The organism is Chitinophaga skermanii, assembly GCF_003259335.1.
GTDB lineage: Bacteria > Bacteroidota > Bacteroidia > Chitinophagales > Chitinophagaceae > Chitinophaga > Chitinophaga skermanii.
This window is the reverse complement of the sequence record NZ_QLLL01000007.1, coordinates 166,881-185,939: the sequence shown is the minus strand read 5'-3', so window position 1 is coordinate 185,939 and position 19,059 is coordinate 166,881. Positions and strand designations below refer to the sequence as shown.

The following is a 19,059-nucleotide window of genomic DNA, read 5'->3' as shown; positions in this document are numbered from 1 at the left end:
CCAAAACGGCCCGTCGACCCAAGCCGGTTTCATCAATCAACCAGCTTTTCCTACATTTATACATCTTAACAAAATCTACACCAATGCGTAGTACATTTTTATTAGCAGGAATTCTATTTATGCAACAAAGTATGGCACAACAAAAGATGACGCCGGAAATGCTCTGGCAACTGGGAAGGGTGAGTGGCGAAACGCTTACGGCCGACGGGAAATCCGTGATTTACGGGGTTTCCAATTACAATATTGCAGAAAACAGGGGTGAAAGAAACCTTTTTGTTATGCCCGTTACCGGCGGCACTCCCCGCCAATTAACCAGCAGCAAAGGGAACGAAGGCAATGTACAAACCTTGGCGAATGGCCGCTTAGGCTATAATTACAAAGGTCAATACTGGGAAATGGATGCCGACGGCAGCAACGCCGTACAAAAAACCAATTTTCCACAGTCAGTAAGCAATATCCGCGTTTCTGCCGATGGTAAATACATCCTCTTTTCTAAAGATGTGAAAATCGAAAAGGTGAGCGGGGCCGACTTCTACGAAGATATGCCGAAGTCGAACGTACAAATCTATACCAACCTCAACTACCGCCACTGGGATACTTGGGAAGACGGCTACTATTCCCACATCTTCGTTGCACCGTACAACAACGGCCAAGTAGGGGAGGCCATCGACTTATTAGAAGGGAAACCATACGACTGCCCACAAATGCCTAGCGGCGGCGCAGAAGACTTTATCTTCAGCCCAGATAGCAAAAAGGTGATCTACGTGTGCAAAAAGAAACACGGGAAAGAATATGCAGTAAGTACCAATACCGATATTTACGCTTACGATATTGCAACCAAGCAAACCACCAACCTCAGCGAAGGCATGATGGGCTACGATGTACAACCCGCTTTTAATAAAGATGGTAGCAAGCTCGTATGGCTTAGCATGGCACGCGACGGTTTCGAAGCCGACAAACAAGACGTAGTGTTATACGATTTCAAATCCAACACGCGCACAAACCTTACGAAAGACTGGGATGGCACCGTTAGCAGTGTACGCTTTTCTAACGATGAAAAGAAAATCCAATTCCTCGCTGTTGTAAAAGGTACCTCCCAATTACACGAAATCGCCCTACAGCCTAAAGCTGCAATCAAACAAATCACGAAAGGTCAATTCGATATCAACGATATTATAGGCGAAACTAAAGACGCCCTTATCGTAAGTAAAACCGATATGAACCATGCCGCTGAATTGTTCAATTTATCGCTTAAAACAGGCGCTTTAACGCAATTAACAACGGTTAATAACGATACATACAGCAAAATCGGTCAATCAAAAGTAGAAGAACGTTGGGTAAAAACAACCGACGGCAAAGACATGCTCGTGTGGGTAATCTTCCCGCCGAACTTCGACCCGGCTAAAAAATATCCAACTTTATTATACTGTCAAGGTGGCCCACAATCGGCTCTTTCCCAGTTCTATTCTTACCGCTGGAACTTCCAGTTAATGGCTGCACAAGGTTACATCGTAGTAGCGCCTAACCGTAGAGGTATGCCTGGGCATGGTGTTGAATGGAATGAACAAATCTCGAAAGACTGGGGTGGCCAACCCATCCGCGATTACTTAAGCGCGATCGACGATGTAAGTAAAGAATCGTATGTAGATAAAGACCGTAGAGCAGCAGTAGGTGCTAGCTATGGCGGTTATTCAGTGTTTATGCTGGCAGGTGTACACGAAAACCGCTTCAAATCTTTCATCGCGCATGATGGTTTATTCGATATCCGTAGCTGGTATGGTACAACAGAAGAACTATGGTTCGCTAACTGGGACATTGGGAACTATTGGGATCGTGCGAATGCGCATATCTACGAAAAATTCAATCCTAGCCAGTTTGTTGATAAATGGAACACACCTATTATGATCGTACAAGGTGGTATCGACTTTAGGGTAGGTATCGAACAAGGGTTACAAGCCTTCCAAGTGGCACAATTAAAGGGTATCAAAAGCAAGTTGCTTTATTTCCCTGAAGAAAACCACTGGGTATTAGGTCCGCAAAATGCCATCATCTGGCAACGCGAGTTCTTTAAATGGTTGCAAGAAACTTTATAATTACACCAAAACATACACGAAACAATCCATTTATGTACGAAACCTTAATCCTCGATATTCAACAAGGCGTGGCAACAATAACGTTGAACAGGCCAAATGTATATAATGCATTTAACGACGCGCTAAGTTACGACTTACAAGACGCGTTGAAACAAGTGGAGAAGAACAAGGAAGTACGCGCAGTTGTTTTAACAGGTGCCGGGAAGGCGTTCTGTAGCGGGCAAGATTTGAAAGCCGCGTCGGATTCGGGGAAACGCAATTTGGGAGAATCGTTGCACAAGCGATATAACCCCATTATTCGCGCTATCCGTAACATGCCAAAACCTGTTATTTGCAAACTCAATGGTGTAGCGGCCGGTGCCGGTTGCTCGCTCGCTTTAGCTTGCGATGTCATCATTGCCTCGGAAGTGGCCAGCATGATCGAGATCTTTATTAACATCGCGCTGGTACTAGATTCCGGCTCGTCTTACTTTTTACCAAGAACCGTGGGGTATCACCGCGCTTTCGAATTGGCCACTAAAGCTACCAAGCTATCGGCTACAGAAGCACGCAACATGGGATTGATTAACAAAGTAGTTACCGCCGAAGAACTAGATGCCGCTGTTGCCGCCGAAGCTACCTTCTATGCCAATGCGCCAACAAAAGCCATCGGCCTTATGAAGAAAATGCTTACGAAAGGGATGACAGAAGATTTGGATACCGTACTCGACTACGAAGCCTACTGCCAAGAAATTGCCGGTAATACGAGCGATAATGCAGAAGGCATCCAAGCTTTTATTGAAAAAAGAGCGCCCGCTTTTAAAGGCGAATAAATGGACGCATTACATTATAAAACGGCTGCTTCGTACATTTCGAAGCAGCCGTTTTATATATTATACTAGTAAGATGAATAGCTTGCAACTCCCAATTGGCCCCAACAGCTTCTCCTAAACCTCAATATTCAAAAAAGGCATCCAAATTATATCCCAAACAGGCCATTTTAGACTTATTAGCCTATCTCTTTATAACCCTAAGCCTATCTAAAGCCTATCTTTTGCCTATCTTTTGCCTATCCTTTGCCTATCTCCACCCTATCCTTACCCTATCTAAAGCCTATCTCGACCCTATCTTTAGCCTATCCCCACCCTATATAATACATTATTATACAACGTGTTAGTTGTTTTAGTGCCAGGCTACACCTTTGTAAACCATTATTAGTCATAACGTTACAAAGGATTGGGTAGAACATTGGGTATATAAAAAAAGAGGTCCCTACCGAGTAGAAACCTCTTTTATGTGCTGATAAAAGCAATATTATAGACCGCTTAAATAGATACCCACAGAGTATGGTGTAATATCTAAACCGCTGTTATCTTTAAACAATTTGCTGAAGCTGTAAGTACCGAACAAACCTACCGGGCCATAACCAATACGTGCAGTACCTGCATAACGCCAAGAGTTAAAGTAACGTTTGTTTTGTTCTTTGATTATGTTACGATCGCCACCCAAAGAGTTTTTACCTTTTGTATGTGCGTTCAATAATGTACCCACTTTCACACCCAATGCAGCTTTGAAACCCTTATTAGCGTTTTCTTTATCGCTGTAATATCTCAATTCTAAAGGAATATCAAGATAAGTTGTAGACACTTTGTACTTCTTATATTCATCCGTTGCCACGAATTTCACCGTACTAGAGGTGTTTTGCATGTCGATCTTTTGGTTTCTTAAGAATACGTTGCTAGAACCAACGCCCAAACCTGCTGCCACCGATAAGTTCGTTTTCTTAATCGGGAAGTCATACATAAAATACATATTGAATCCACGCGAAAGGCCTTTGGTATTCACATCTGTAGGTGTGCTAGCCCATCCATCGTACGATAACTGGATCATTAAGAAGTCACGAGAAATACCTTTCGACTGGGTAGCTTTTGTCATAATAGCGCCCGCAGCTCCCGTATTTTCCTGTGCGAATAATCCATATGTAACGCCTAAAAGACAGAGCGTAAAAATCAATTTTTTCATAATATCTTATAAATGCTTTGCAAATCGAATATTAGGCAAATTTAATGGAATGCCAATAATCAAAGGTTAAAATATTGCAAAAATAAAAGCCTGTACCCCTCAAACGCTTTTGAATCTTTTAACGTATATTGTTAAAGACTAGCCAATATCTCCGTTTTAACTATGCCGATAGCGCCCGGTTACTTTGTTTATTGTTAAAAACAAATCACCTCAACCTATCACCTTTTATTGTTTGATTCCTTTAATTGTTTGAAATCCTTAACCTCCAAGATATGCTGGCAAGGAAATTTATTAGCAACCCCTTATTTGCCGTCTTTATCGCCGCGCTTGCGTTGATATCCTGGTTTACTTACTATATATACGAGAATAACCAAAAAGCACTTGCCGCAGGTAACGATGTTTCCATCCATGGCACCACCATCAATCACCTCGAAACTTTATACGCCACCATGCTCGAAATAGAATCGGGCTCCCGCGGGTTTCTGATCACCGGCGATTCTTCCTTCATTCCATCTGAAGAATACGTGCACGAAAATATTGATGAAAGAGTTCAACACTTACAGCTTCTCCTTGCCAAATACCCGGAAGATCTTATAGCGCTCGACAAATTATACACCGGCATCACAAAAAAGCTGGTCTACATGAACTTCCTCATAAAAGAACGACAAGTCAATAACCGCTTCCCCACCAGGTTCCTACACCAACGCTATGGTGTTGGCCTCATGAAAGATATTAAAACCCTGTCACTACAATTATTAGCCAAAGCCCAAGAACGCTTACTGATCGGGGTACGCACCGATAAGTACTTCACGCAACAAACATATCGCTTCTCTATCATCGCCAGCAGCGCAACGCTCATCCTATTTCTCGCCGCCATCGTGCAATTATTCCGTTACATCCTTAAGAATGTACGGAAAGAAGAAGCGCTTGTGCGCAGCGAAGAAAAATACCGCAAGCTCATCGATGATGCGGCTGTTACTATGTTCACGGCCAACCGCGGCGGCTACTTTACCTACGTTTCTAAACAGGCCACCGAAGTAACCGGCTACGATACTGATGAGCTGGAAGGACAGCATTACAGCATGTTCTTGAACGAAGAACAATTCTCGAAACTTCGTTCCTTCTACCTAAAACAAGCAGAAAAAGATATTCCCCAAACAAAACGCGAGTTCCAAATCAAATGTAAGAATGGGGAGCTTAAATGGGTAGAACAAATCGTCAAACTCGTGTGGATAGACGGCGAATTCCGCGGATTTCAATGTATTGTAACGGATATTGATGAACAGAAGAAAGCCCAGCTCAGCTTGAAAGCTGCGGAAGAGGAGATGATTATTATACAACACCGCTTCCAAGCTATTTTGGATAACACCACCAGCCTTATCTACGTGAAAGATGTGGAAGGTCGCTACCTCATGGTGAACAAACAATTCGAAAAGGTTTTCCAACTCGATAAAACCGAGATATGCGGCAAGAAAGATAACGAGCTACCCGCCGTATTCAAATCGCAACGCTACGCCGAAACCGATACATTCGTTATTAACCGGGAAATGCCGGCCGAAGTGGAGGATGTTGTAGAATTTCAATCCCAGAAAGCGTACTACCTCATTAATAAGTTCCCCTTACATAACCAGCAAAACGAGCTGTTCGGGATTTGTGGTATTGCCACCGATATTACCGACCGTATTACCTACGAACACGAAGTAATGGAAGCCCGTACCAAAGCCGAATCGGCCATGCGTACACAAGAGATTTTCATGGCCAATATGAGCCACGAAATTCGTACTCCCATGCACGGGATTATTATGAATGGGAACCTATTGTTGCACGAAACCCTAACTCCTTTACAACAAGAATACCTCGGCGCCATCCGCGAATCAGCAAATAATCTCATGACGATCATCAACGATCTACTAGATTTCGAAAAGATTCGTTCCGGTACCTTAGCGCTCACACCGAAGAACATCGACATTTGTTTCCTTACCGCCAAGTTGCTGATTCAATACCAAGAAAAAGCTGCTGCCAAAGGTTTATCATTGAAGTATTTCTTCGACGAGAAAATCCCCCATCATTTACTCGCCGACCCTTTACGCACGAAACAAATTTTGCAAATACTCCTTAACAATGCTGTTAAGTTCACCAACGAAGGTCATATCATCCTCCTTATTCGCGTTGTAGAGGAAGTAGGCACACAAGTAAAGTTATCCTTCGAAATATCCGATACCGGCATTGGCATTCCCGACGAAAAGCAATCCGATATTTTCAACAGCTTCACCCAAACCAATTCAAGCAACAGCCGTTCCTACGGTGGGGCAGGGCTGGGCCTCGCTATTTGTAAACACTTAGTCGGTTTATTGAAAGGAGACATTTCGGTACAATCCACACTCGGCAAAGGTTCTACCTTCAAAATAATACTACCATTCGAGAAACCTCTTTTACAAGAACCGGCGCAGCAGGTACAATTACCCATTAACGAAGTATCGCTGAAAGGCAAGCGAATTCTCGTAGCAGAAGATAATCTCATTAATCAAAAAGCGATGTTGCATTTGCTGAAACGAGCAGAAGTAGAAGTGTTGATGGCTAATAATGGACTAGAAGCTATTGCCTTGGTACAACAGCACCATGTAGATTGTATTCTTATGGATATTCAAATGCCCACCTTGGATGGATATGCCGCGGCTGAACAAATACGCCAGTTGGGTTACAAGTTGCCCATTATTGCCGTAACGGCTTCTGCTATTAGGGGAGAACGAGAACGTTGTATTCAAGCGGGGATGAACGATTACTTATCGAAACCTTTCAGCGAATCACAATTATTCAGCATCATACAACATTACCTACCACCGCCTAGCGAGCCAATTATCGAAGCCGGTAAGCTAAAAGAATTCACAAAGGCCGATAAACATTATATGGACGATATCGTGCAGATCTTCATTGCCGAAAGTCACGACATGCTCTACCAATTAAAATCTGCCGCCGATGAACAGAATTGGAGCGAAGTGAGGTTTATTGCCCACAAACTAAAATCGAGCTTAACCGTGGTACGCATCCCGGCACTTATGGAACTGATTCTACAACTCGAGCTCCGTGCTACCGATAACCCGAACGAACACAGCATCCAGGCCGATATTGCTCAATTACAAAGTACTTTCGAAGAAGTGAAAAACATGCTACTTCGTGATGCGCAGCAGAACTAAGCCACGGGCAAACTAAAATAAAAGGTACTACCCATGCCTATATCACTTTGCACCCCAATGCTGCCTCCCTGCGCTTCAATAAATTCCTTGGCAATAGCCAAACCTAAACCGCTGCCTTTTCCATCACTCACACCCGGTACTTGGAAAAACCGCTCGAATATCTTCTCTTTAAAACTGGGATCAATACCCTTGCCATGGTCTACCACGCTAAAGGTAAGCTGGTGTTCATTCGCCGCTACGTTCAATTGAATCGATTTTCCCGCAGCAGAATAACGGATGGCATTAGTCAGTAAGTTGACCAACACCCAAGCTGTTTTCTCTGCATCGGCTTGTAAAGCCGGCGGGTTAGGGGGGAGCGACGTTTGTATGCTGATGTTCTTATTCTCTGCTTCCTTTTGCACCGTATTCATCGCGTAATGAATAATATCCGACGCTTGCACAGGTTGTATTTGCAATTGGATTTTACCGCTTTCTACCTGCGAGAAATCGAGCAACTCGCTCACAATACGGATCATGCGCTTATTATCTTGCTTTAAGCTATCTACTAATTCACTCTGCTCTGTATTTAACTCGCCCACCCGTTTATCTTCCAGCAACTTTAAACTAAAATCCGATGCGGCTAGCGGCGTTTTTAATTCGTGGGAAATGGTGGCGATGAAATGTGTTTTCGCGAGGTCTTGCTCTTTGAAGGTGGTGATATTGCGTAAGATGATGACGGTGCCAATGTGTTGCTGATCGTGTACAATGTTAGCCGTTTCCTTCATGTAGAAACCTTCTTTATTGTTTACAACAATTTTCAACGGCGCATTATCTTGTTTATTAATCAAAGTTTGCAGTAAATCGTTGTGCTGTGCTACTTGCGTAGCAGGTTTACCTACCATATCCTTCTCCGCGATGTTCAACATTTCTACAGCAAGTGTATTGGCAAACAACATGATCCCTTTTTCATCTAAGCCAATCGTAGCATCTTTCAAACTACTAATCACGGCCTCTACACGTTTTTTCTCGAATACAATACGGGCAAGGTTGCTATGCTCGTATTCATCGAGCTTTTGGGCCATAGTATTGAAGGCCGTGGCAAGCTCCCCAAACTCATCGTTATTCGAGAAATGTAAGCGTTGTTCATAGTTCTTCTCTGATATGCCTTTAATACCTTCAGTGAGCGCTTGTATGGGATCGGCTATATAACCAGGGAAGTTATACACAAATGATATCCCCAACAAGAAACATACACCGCCAATTATAGCGATATACATCAAAGCCTTATCCGATGCCTTCTTCGCGGCGTCGTTCTTCGCGGTAATGGCCGCCATGTTCAAATCAATCACGCGGAAGGCGTTTTGCTTGATGTTGTTCTCCAGTTCGGGTGTAAGTATTAAATGCGCCTTCAAACTATCGAAGCCTGCACGTAATTGGCCCGTGGCTTGCACCTCGCCTGGTTCGGTTACGTTTTCTTCTTGCTGCGACAGGTTCTTTTGATAGATAGAAAGAGATTGCTGCGCGTTGTTATCGAACAGGTCTAACGACTGCGTAATATTCTTCGCGTATTCGATAGATTCGTAGTTGTCTTTCAGAATTTCCTTCGTGTTTTTGCTCATCATATTGAGATAGTAAAACCCCAATACGCTCACCACCATCAACATGGCGAATAAGAATAACACGCCCAAGGTAATCTTCGTTTTTAATCGTAGCCGCTTCATGAGAGAATAACAATATCAATATCGTTTGAAGAAAAGGATTTCAACAACTGGTTGAAGATGTTTGTACGCAAAATTATGCGAAACAAACTAATATGCGGCTTCCCAATACAAACAGTGGTGGCCTGCTGCTCGTGCGCCACCCGTATAATGGTACCCGGCACATCGTTGCTTTGTTCCCGTAATACGGTAGCCCCCAGTTCTATGGCTAATTTAAAGTTATTCACGAGGTGACGTTGCGCAGCCAAATTCACCCGGTCTACGCTTTCGCGGGTGGTTTGTACATACAATACACTCCAGTCGGCCCGGTAATACGCGGCTAACCGTGCTGTTTTGCGGATCACTTTACGGGCAATTTCGTCGTTACTGGAAATACATGCTAAGAAACGTTCGTGCCGCAATTGGAGGTTGCGCGGCACTTCGGTTTCTACTTTTCGCTCTACTTGCGTGGCTACCTCTTTCAGTGCCAGCTCGCGGAGCTGTAATATTTTTTCGGGTTGGAAGAAGTTTTGCAGGGCCGTAGCCACTTTGCCGGGGTCGTATATTTTGCCTTCTTTCAGGCGGGTAATTAGCTCGTCGGCTGTTAGATCGATGTTCACTACTTCATCGGCCATGTGCAGCATACTGTCGGGTATACGCTCGGTAATATCTACCTGCGTAATGTTTTCTACTTGCTGGTTGATGCTTTCGATGTGTTGAATGTTCACCGCCGAAATCACGTTTATACCAGCTTCTAACAGTTCTACTACATCTTGCCAACGCTTTTCGTTACGAGAACCTGGTATATTGGTATGGGCTAACTCATCTACAATTACCCAAGCCGGATGCAGGAGCAATACGGCATTGAGATCCATTTCTTCCAGCTCTTTGCCTTTGTAGAACACTTTGCGTCGATCTATAAGGGGTAAACCCACTAACATGGCCTTGGTTTCGGCCCTGTTGTGGGTTTCAACATACGCTACTTGCACGTTTTCGCCGTTACGCAGCAAGGTGTGGGCTTCTTGCAACATGCGGTAAGTTTTACCCACACCGGCACTCATACCAATGTAGATCTTGAATTTACCACGACCCGCGTGCAAATAACGATTTGTTGTCTTTTCTGTCATGCTACCTTTTTAAAAACTGATGGCAATAGAGGTGGTTAGTAATCCAGCATTCTTCTGCAAACCCTTTTCGTATTTACTATAAATCGCTTGCCGGCTATCAAATGTTTTTCCTTCTACCCGGATCAATACATTCCGAATAGGCGCATAATCCAAATTCAACGAGTAACCTGTTGTTTCAAAGCCTACATTGCCCGGTGTGCTGATAATCACGTTGTTTTCATCTTTATAGTATTCCATCCTTCCTGCAATAGCAAAATTACCAGGCAAAGCATAACGCGCAATTACAATTGGGCTATACCACTTGTTGTAGTCGGAACTACCTTTTGCTGTTTGTTCCATACCGTAATCCATGCCCGCAATTACACTGAATTTATTCGTGATGTTGAAGATGCCATATACATTGTTGAAATAACGCATTTGGCGAACGGTATCGGGTTTATCGTTACCTATAAAGGTGCTCCAGTTTAAGGTAACGTTGCTACTTGGTTTAAATACCACTTGCGAACCAACGCCGGGTGTTTGGTTACCATCTACCCGTTTAATCCTTTGCCAACCGTTCAAATACATCACGCTGAAAGCCCATTTATCGTTCGGGTTATACGTTAGCTTAGCACCAGCTTCGTAGTAAGGCGTATTTTCCGCCATAATGCTACGGGTAAGTGTATAACAATCTTTCGACACCGCGCTTTCAAAACCAATATGCGAAGGCATCACCCCGGCATCTAACCACAAGTTCTTCGCAACTCGCACGCCTACATTGGCTTCATACACATGCTGCATAATGCTCGATTCCGCGGCGTAATTCGCTTGTGCATAAGTACCGGCCATTAAGGCAAGGTTACCACGTACACGGTCGCTCGTGTAATTCGCTTTAATGAAAGCAAGGTTGATGTTCACTTCATTATGCCGGTTATGGCTATAAATAAATCCCGGGCGGTTATGATCACTAGGTCGTAAGAAATCGTATCCATAATAGGCTTCTACATAACCACTAAAAGTGAGGGAAGCCGTTGAGTCTTTTTCTTGTGCGAAGGTGGCACTGCTCGCCATTAACAAAGCAGCACCGATTAATACTTTTTTCATGTTCGTTTATAGGAAGTAAATTTTCAACTGGTGATGAGCTTTGGTGCACCCGCAATTATTGCCGCAGCAATAACCGCGGATACTGTACAAAGCCGGGGTTTTTCATAGGTCTAGTAGGAATCAATATCAACACTATTTCAATCCGTCGAGGGCGACGTTCAACTGGAGTACGTTTATAGTACTTGGCCCGAATAAACCGAGCAAAGGACCTTTGGTATTTTCTTTTACTAATTGTTTAATTTTTTCTTCGGAGATATTCCTTGCTTTCGCGATGCGTGGGATTTGTACTTCCGCAGCGCGGGGTGAAATATCTGGATCGAGACCGCTACCGCTGGCTGTTACCAATTCGGCAGGAATATCGCTTATTTTCATACCTGGATTGTGCACCAAGAATGTGTCGATCCTATCTTGCACGGTTTTAAGGTAATCTTCGTTAGAAGGACCTTTATTTGAACCTGCAGAGCTGGCAGCATTGTAGTTCGCGGCCGATGGGCGCGACCAGAAATATTTATCTTCCGTAAAATTTTGACCAACTAAAGCATATCCCACTACTTTACCATCTTTCTTCACCGTAACACCATCACCTTTACCGGGCGCAAACTTGGCTACAGCCGCAATAAACAGGGGATAAGCAACCGCGAATAATACAATCAATACGATGGTTAATTTGATAGAGGGCAAAAGATATTTTTTCATATTGCGTTCGAATTAAAAGAAGAGAGAAACAACGAGATCAATTAATTTGATACCGATAAAAGGCACCACGATACCGCCCAAGCCATAGATAAACAAGTTGCGACGCAACAAGGCACTAGCGCCTATTGGTTTATACGCCACACCTTTTAAGGCTAATGGAATAAGCATCGGGATAATGATAGCGTTGAAAATAACGGCCGATAGAATGGCCGATTCTGGGCTATGCAAGTGCATGATATTTAAACCTTGCAAAGCTGGAATGCTGGCGATAAAGAGGGCCGGTACAATGGCGAAATATTTGGCCACGTCGTTGGCGATAGAGAAGGTGGTTAAAGTACCGCGTGTCATCAATAACTGCTTCCCGATTTCTACGATTTCGATGAGCTTGGTAGGATCATTATCGAGGTCTACCATGTTACCCGCTTCTTTCGCGGCTTGTGTACCACTGTTCATGGCTACCCCTACATCGGCTTGCGCGAGCGCCGGTGCGTCGTTTGTACCATCACCCATCATGGCAACAAGTCTGCCTTCCTGTTGTTCCTTCTTGATGTAGTTCATTTTATCGGCCGGTTTCGCTTCGGCAATAAAGTCGTCCACACCGGCTTTCTCCGCAATATATTTTGCTGTTAAGGGGTTATCGCCTGTTACCATCACTGTTTTCACACCCATTTTGCGCAAACGTTCGAAACGTTCTTGTATGCCGGGTTTGATAATATCTTGTAGTTCAATCACACCTTTCACTTCTTCATTCACACTTACCACCAATGGTGTACCACCGTTGGCCGCAATTTCTTCCACAAGTGTTTTTGTTTCAGTAGGGAAGCGATGACCGGCTTTTTCTGTCATATTTCGAATGGCATCGTACGCACCTTTTCTAATGCGGGTACCGTCGGGAAGATCGATACCACTGCTGCGTGTTTCTGCGGTGAATTTCACGAGGGCACCACCGTTGATAGAGAGGCTTTGGGTGATGTCTTTACCCGCTAACTCTACAATACTTTTACCTTCCGGGGTATCATCGGCTAAAGAGCTAAGGGCGCTGAAGCGAATGAAGTTTTCCTTTGGAAGACCGTTGGTGGCGTAGAAGTTCGTAGCACGACGGTTACCGATGGTAATTGTACCTGTTTTATCGAGTAAAAGCACATCTAAGTCACCCGCTGTTTCCACCGCTTTACCAGATTTAGTAATCACGTTCGCTCTTAATGCTCTATCCATACCGGCAATACCAATCGCAGATAATAAGCCACCGATAGTAGTGGGAATTAAGCATACGAATAACGAAATAAAGGCCGCTATAGTAATAGGTGTTTGTGCGTAATCGGCGAAAGGTTTTAAGGTTACACATACAATAATGAACACCAAGGTAAAGCTGGCGAGTAAGATGGTGAGGGCAATCTCGTTCGGTGTTTTCTGCCTAGAAGCACCTTCTACCAACGCGATCATTTTGTCTAAAAACGATTCGCCAGCTTCTGTTGTTACGCGTACCTTGATGCGATCGCTCAATACTTTTGTACCGCCTACTACGCTCGATTTATCGCCACCCGCTTCGCGGATCACTGGGGCCGATTCACCTGTAATAGCCGACTCGTCGATACTGGCTAAGCCTTCAATAATTTCGCCATCGGCAGGCAGTATATCACCCGCTTCGCAAACGAATACGTCGCCTTTGCGGAGTTGAGCGGAAGAGATAACGGTAATTTGTCCTTGCTCGTTGATCTTGCGTGCCGGGGTTTCTTCACGTGTTTTACGTAAGCTTTCGGCCTGTGCTTTACCACGTGCTTCAGCAATCGCTTCTGCGAAATTGGCAAACAACACCGTGAGGAATAATACAACGAACACAACAAGGTTATAAGCCATAGAACCTTGCGTAGTATCGCCAGAGAAAAAGGTGTATAATGTAACGATCAACATCACCAGTGTGCCTACTTCCACGCAGAACATCACGGGGTTTTTGATCATTAGTTTCGGATTCAATTTCACGAAAGACTGTACGAGAGATTCACGCATCAATTCTTTCGGGAATAATTTATTGTCGCTTGATTTCATGATTTGAAAGCGTTAGTACATTGAAAAATATTCTGCAATGGGGCCGAGGGCCAAGGATGGGAAGAAGGATAAGGCGGTAAGGATGGCAATCACAGCGAATGTCATTAAACCAAACGTAACCGTATCGGTGCGTAGCGTACCCGCAGACTCGGGGATATACTTCTTATTCGCTAATAATCCCGCGATGGCAACCGGTCCAATAATAGGCAAGAACCTACCGAGCAGCAACACAAAACCTGTAGATACATTCCAGAAAATATTGTTATCGCCTAAGCCTTCAAAACCACTACCATTGTTAGCCGCAGAAGAAGTGTATTCGTACAACATTTCCGAGAATCCGTGATACCCAGGATTGTTCAACCAGTTACCTGGTTTCACCGCCCAATCGGCACCCAAATTATGCGACAATACATAAGATGAAAGCGCTGTACCCACCAATATCAAGAAGGGATGTAGCAAGGCAATAATCGCCGCTATTTTTACCTCCCGGGCTTCTACCTTGTGCCCCATAAATTCCGGCGTTCTACCCACCATTAAGCCTGAAATAAATACCGCGATAATGATGAAGATGAAATAGTTGAGAATACCTACCCCACAACCACCGTAAAAACAGTTCACCATCATACCCAACAACATCATTAAGCCAGATTGCGGCATCGCACTGTCGTGCATACTGTTAATAGAACCTGTAGAGATAATTGTTGTAACGATATTCCAATACCCTGTAGCAGCAGGCCCGAAGCGAACTTCCTTGCCTTCCATAGCACCCGTTGGTTGTACAACACCCAGCTTCGCAATGGCCGGGCTACCTGCTATTTCGGCTTGCATGGTGGGGATAAGTAGAATTAGCATACCCACCGTCATAACCCCGAAAATGACGTAAGCAAAACGTTTCCTTTGGATAAAGAAACCGAGGGCAAAAATCATCGCGATAGGGATAATTACTTGCGCTACCATTTCTGTTATGTAGGTAACGTAGTTCGGGTTTTCGAGTGGATGGGCCGAGTTTACACCAAACCAACCGCCACCATTTGTACCAATATGTTTAATGGCAATCATACCGGCAGCAGGACCACGGGAAACGCCTACAGAGTCGCCTTGTAGGGTAACAATATTATCTTTAGCTGCATAGCTGGCCGGGGTACCGTTGAAGGCAAGAATGATAGCCATTACGATACACAGCGGCAAGAGTAAGCGCGTATTGGTTTTTGTGAAGATCACCCAGAAGTTACCGAGCTTTGTAGTGGTTTTATCTTTCAAAGCCTTGAACAATACAATCAATGCAGCAATACCCGTGGCAGCGCTAACGAATTGTAAGAAAGTAATAACGAATAACTGGGTGAAATAAGTAGCACCGGTTTCGCCGGAGTAGTGTTGTAAGTTACAGTTCACCAAAAAGCTGATGGCCGTATTGAAAGCTAAGTCGGGCGTTTGTGCAGCATTGCCATCAGGGTTGAGTGGTAACTTATCTTGGAAAAGCAACACGAAGAACGCGTATATTAACCACACAGCATTAATAGTCAATAACGCTTTTAAATGCTGTTTCCAGTTCATTTCTTCGTTCGGGTTGATGCCCGCGATTTTATAGAATAATCGCTCCATGGGCGACATGAAATCGCTCCATGTTTTTTCGCCTTTGAAAACTTTCGCAATGTATTTGCCTAAAGGTATAGCGAGCAAAAGTGTAAGGCCATAGGTGAATACGACACCTGTAATCTCGGTATTCATGCAGTTTTAAATAAATGTTTTTACTAAAATTTCTCCGGTTTCAAGAGTACATATACCATGTACAAAAAGACGAGTACGGAGAGGATAAATAAGAGCGTCATATTGTTTGCGATTTGTGGTTAGATTTTTTCGAAATAATCCACCGACTTAAAAAAGATGTAAAAGCAGGCAGCGAATGCCAGTAATAATAACCCGGTAAGCATAATCTTATAGTTTAGTTTATTGATTCCCATTAACGACAAACCGTGTACACACCGCTCTTAAACTAGCCGGCAGCATAGTATCCAATGGTTGGCCATTTACAGGCGTTAGCATCACCGGTGATAAACCGTATACATACACGCACTCCATTGTACGTTGCATTAAACGGCTGCCGTGTTCGTACAAGAAGTTGGCTACAGCTAAGCACTTAAGCACCTCTTGTATATGCCCTTGTAAAACTTCCTTTTGTGTGTAGCGTGCAAAATCGCGGATGGTTTTACCCAAAGCGCGTTCTTCACTTACTTCAAAACCTGGTAACTGAGTATGAAGCCAGGTGGCTACATTCGGAATTGGTAACATGATGAATGTGGTTTGTTTGGTCTTGTATAAGCGAGGGGAATGCCTAACAGCCAAATAGGAAACACAATTACGTGCAAACACTTACTGGAAGCGGGGAAACATTTTTTTGCCAAGTATTGGCACAGTTCTAAAAAAAGAAAAACCATGCAGAATCTGCATGGTTTCTTTCAAAAATGGTAGGGTAGTCCCCAATATTGTAATGGTATAATATTAAATTCTTCTTTTAACACCTCCCTCAACTCATCAACCGCACAAGATGCCAGCATGACACAAATTCATACCTCCAAAAAGTCATAAAAACCACCCATCAAATTCACATCAACACCCTGCCAATAAAAATCAATTTTAAGCCCATTTATAGCCCTAAATTTAACCACTAAAGCCATTTTGCGATAAGTTATTCCAAACGAAACAAAATCGCCTTAAAACAGCCCATTTCAACCCGTCGCTTCAAACCCTTGCCAGCATTGAAAAAAGTGCCAAAACATCGACGTTTTTGACCTAAAACCAATAGCACAAAGACTTACAGCGGAAAACATCGATAGGAGATCGGTATTTTACTTATTAAACCTCGATAAACACTGGGAAGTTATCGGTGAGGCATCGGTAGGGGATCGGTGAATCATCGGTAAAACCCTTACGCAGCATCGGTGTATGATCGATGGAACATCGGTACGAGAACGGTGGAAGATCGGTGCGAAAACGGCAATTTGTCAGGGTAAAATAATACCACTAAAGGTTGTATTCTTTTAGTTTATTGTAAAGGGTAGTAAGACCAATATCCATCAACTCGGCAGCTTTGGTTTTATTGCCTTTCGTGAAGTGTAATACGCGTACAATGTGTTGCTTTTCAACATCTGCTAGGCGTAAAGAATTTTGCTCGGCTGGTTGATTACTCCATTGAAATTCAATGGGCAACTCCGATATGTCGAGTACCGGGCCGGGGGCCAGTATAACAGCACGCTCAATCACATTCTTAAGTTCGCGGATATTGCCTTTCCAAGTATGTTCTTGCAATGCTTTTTCAAAAGCAGGCGTCATGCCCGTCATTTTCCGGTTCAATTTAGGCGATACTTGTTGTAGGAAGAAGTGAGCGAGCGGCACAATATCTTTTCTTCTTTGATTAAGCGATGGAAGGGGTACAAGGAATGCCGATAAGCGGTAATAAAGATCGGCCCGGAAGTGGCCTTGTTCTATTTCTTTTTCTAACTCGCGGTTGGTGGCCGCTACTACGCGGATGTTTACTTTCGTGGGTTTAGAATCACCTACTTTATAAAACTCCTGCGTTTCCAATACGCGCAACAACTTGGCTTGTAGTTCGATGGGCATTTCACCAATTTCATCGAGGAACAGCGTACCATTATGCGCTTCTTCCATTAAACCTTTCTTCTCCTTTAAAGCGCCTGTAAAAGCTCCTGCACGGTAACCAAAGAGTTCGCTTTCTAACAAATCTTTTCCAAAAGCGCTACAATTTAATGCCACGAAGGCATTATTCTTCCGTTGACTGGCTTGGTGGATCGATTGTGCAAACACTTCTTTCCCGGCACCTGTTTCACCAATTAATAAAACGGTTACATCGGTAGCAGCTACTTTCTCGGCTAAGCTAATTGCAGCTTTAATTTCGGGGGAAGTACCAATAATATTATTGAACCCGTATTTACCACCTATTTTTTGTTCCAAGGCTTTAACACGGTATTGAAGAAGCGATTTATCGAGGGCTTTACTAACGAGTGGAATGATTTTATTGTTATCGTCGCCTTTTGTGATGTAGTCGAATGCCCCGTTTTTCATGGCTTGTACACCATCGGCAATATTGCCATAGGCAGTTAATACTATGATTTCAGTGTCGGGGTATTTGGATTTGAATTCCAAAGAAAGCTCAACACCATTAGCATCCGGCAGTTTTACGTCGGACAGTATAACATGTATATCTTCTTTCTCTAACACCTTCCGCGCAGCGCGGGCATTAGCAGCTTCATGAATTGTATAACCTTCAAGGGAAAGTAGGCGACTTAATAATTTTCGTAATTGTTCTTCGTCGTCTATTATTAACAAATTACCGAGTGACATAAAACAAAGGTAAGCGAAGATTACATTCGCTTACCTTCCTTTACCTGTTTTCTGGTTTCTTTTAACAACTACTGCTGCCAATACGGATGCTAATAACCCCAGGAATATATTCGAGAATACTACATTGGCCCACATGAATATATCGCGGTTACGGGTTTGATCGGCCGTTTCAGGCATCGTATTCCCAATGGTTACGTTTAATATCAACGTAACAATGGCAATTAACACGGTGGATATAATTGCTGTAGCAATCCCAATCGTAAATAAATGCCCTAGTGATAAGCCGCCATATTCCTTCCGATGCACTAAAATAGAAAATAGCACACCCAGGAATACCACCAAGTTGCCTACATACCCGATCCACGGGTTGCCGTATTGGTTCAATAAAATGAATAGTAACATAAACAACAGTGATAAGCCTGTTATAAGTAAAGAGGCAACGATCACCTGTTTTCTGTATGTAGTAAGCACACTGTTTTCCATAACAAAAGATTGTAAGGGTTATAAAATGATAGCTGTTGTTTTGTTAGGAAGACTGTGTATGTATCTTTTACTACACAATCATTTTCTCTACAAAGCGGTTTGCCTTACAGCGCATTTTGCTTTGCAATGCTTTGCCTTTAGGAGAGGTAATAAAATAAGCGGCGGCAGCGCCAAATATAAAACCTTTTACAAATTGTCGTATTAGGTGATCGTCGTGATGCCCTGTGCAGCGGGCATTTCCTTGCAATACATGATTTGCCATAGCTTTAATATTTTTGGGTTAAAATAATTTTTCAAACGG

Annotated in this window: 15 protein-coding genes; 3 read left to right on the top strand and 12 right to left on the bottom strand. The window is 43.5% G+C overall.

Features of this window, described 5'->3' with window-relative positions; all coding sequences use genetic code 11:
• Positions 1 to 83: 83 nt before the first annotated feature.
• Together LX64_RS19015 and LX64_RS19010 are read left to right on the top strand one after the other, a co-directional pair.
• The gene (locus LX64_RS19015) at positions 84 to 2,093 is read left to right on the top strand and encodes a S9 family peptidase (RefSeq protein WP_111599283.1); all 2,010 of its coding nucleotides are present in this window, start codon (positions 84 to 86) and stop codon (positions 2,091 to 2,093) included.
• A 32-nt stretch (positions 2,094 to 2,125) separates the two neighbouring features.
• Positions 2,126 to 2,905, top strand: coding sequence for an enoyl-CoA hydratase-related protein (locus LX64_RS19010; RefSeq protein ID WP_111599282.1), 780 nt, complete (start codon positions 2,126 to 2,128; stop codon positions 2,903 to 2,905).
• Between the two features lie 481 nt (positions 2,906 to 3,386).
• Here the strand turns inward: LX64_RS19010 and LX64_RS19005 are convergent, their stop codons facing one another.
• Positions 3,387 to 4,094, bottom strand: a complete 708-nt coding sequence (locus LX64_RS19005) for an outer membrane beta-barrel protein (RefSeq protein ID WP_111599281.1) — start codon at positions 4,092 to 4,094, stop codon at positions 3,387 to 3,389.
• Positions 4,095 to 4,366: 272 nt separating this feature from the next.
• Here LX64_RS19005 and LX64_RS19000 point away from each other — a divergent pair, with 272 nt between their 5' ends.
• Entirely contained in the window at positions 4,367 to 7,288 is a 2,922-nt protein-coding gene (locus LX64_RS19000; RefSeq protein ID WP_111599280.1) for a PAS domain S-box protein, read from the top strand.
• Here the strand turns inward: LX64_RS19000 and LX64_RS18995 are convergent.
• The 11 genes from LX64_RS18995 to LX64_RS18945 all read right to left on the bottom strand — a co-directional run bounded on the left by LX64_RS18995 (position 7,285) and on the right by LX64_RS18945 (position 19,020).
• Positions 7,285 to 8,988 carry a sensor histidine kinase gene (locus LX64_RS18995; RefSeq protein WP_111599279.1) on the bottom strand — a complete coding sequence of 568 codons (1,704 nt, stop codon included), beginning with the start codon at positions 8,986 to 8,988 and terminating at the stop codon, positions 7,285 to 7,287. The genes LX64_RS19000 and LX64_RS18995 overlap by 4 nt on opposite strands.
• Entirely contained in the window at positions 8,985 to 10,091 is a 1,107-nt protein-coding gene (locus tag LX64_RS18990) for a sensor protein KdpD (protein WP_111599278.1), read from the bottom strand. Before LX64_RS18990 ends, LX64_RS18995 begins: the two co-directional genes overlap by 4 nt.
• Positions 10,092 to 10,100: 9 nt before the next feature.
• Entirely contained in the window at positions 10,101 to 11,174 is a 1,074-nt protein-coding gene (locus tag LX64_RS18985) for a porin (RefSeq protein WP_111599277.1), read from the bottom strand.
• A gap of 132 nt (positions 11,175 to 11,306) precedes the next feature.
• Positions 11,307 to 11,870 carry a K(+)-transporting ATPase subunit C gene (locus LX64_RS18980; RefSeq protein WP_111599276.1) on the bottom strand — a complete coding sequence of 188 codons (564 nt, stop codon included), beginning with the start codon at positions 11,868 to 11,870 and terminating at the stop codon, positions 11,307 to 11,309.
• Positions 11,871 to 11,882: 12 nt separating this feature from the next.
• Complete coding sequence (gene kdpB, locus LX64_RS18975; RefSeq protein ID WP_111599275.1) at positions 11,883 to 13,916, bottom strand: potassium-transporting ATPase subunit KdpB; 2,034 nt, start codon at positions 13,914 to 13,916, stop codon at positions 11,883 to 11,885.
• Positions 13,917 to 13,928: 12 nt separating this feature from the next.
• Positions 13,929 to 15,644: a potassium-transporting ATPase subunit KdpA gene (kdpA, locus tag LX64_RS18970; protein WP_111599274.1), complete on the bottom strand. Its 1,716-nt coding sequence runs from the start codon at positions 15,642 to 15,644 to the stop codon at positions 13,929 to 13,931.
• A gap of 23 nt (positions 15,645 to 15,667) precedes the next feature.
• A complete protein-coding gene (locus tag LX64_RS26510) occupies positions 15,668 to 15,745 on the bottom strand; it encodes a potassium-transporting ATPase subunit F (protein ID WP_111599363.1) in 78 nt (25 codons plus the stop codon).
• 118 nt (positions 15,746 to 15,863) lie between these two features.
• Positions 15,864 to 16,205: a DUF7674 family protein gene (locus LX64_RS18960; protein ID WP_148707386.1), complete on the bottom strand. Its 342-nt coding sequence runs from the start codon at positions 16,203 to 16,205 to the stop codon at positions 15,864 to 15,866.
• 732 nt (positions 16,206 to 16,937) lie between these two features.
• Entirely contained in the window at positions 16,938 to 18,275 is a 1,338-nt protein-coding gene (locus tag LX64_RS18955; RefSeq protein ID WP_111599272.1) for a sigma-54-dependent transcriptional regulator, read from the bottom strand.
• A 30-nt stretch (positions 18,276 to 18,305) separates the two neighbouring features.
• Positions 18,306 to 18,758, bottom strand: coding sequence for a hypothetical protein (locus tag LX64_RS18950; protein ID WP_111599271.1), 453 nt, complete (start codon positions 18,756 to 18,758; stop codon positions 18,306 to 18,308).
• A gap of 70 nt (positions 18,759 to 18,828) precedes the next feature.
• On the bottom strand, positions 18,829 to 19,020 hold the full coding sequence (locus tag LX64_RS18945) for a hypothetical protein (RefSeq protein ID WP_111599270.1): 192 nt from the start codon (positions 19,018 to 19,020) through the stop codon (positions 18,829 to 18,831).
• Positions 19,021 to 19,059: the final 39 nt, after the last annotated feature.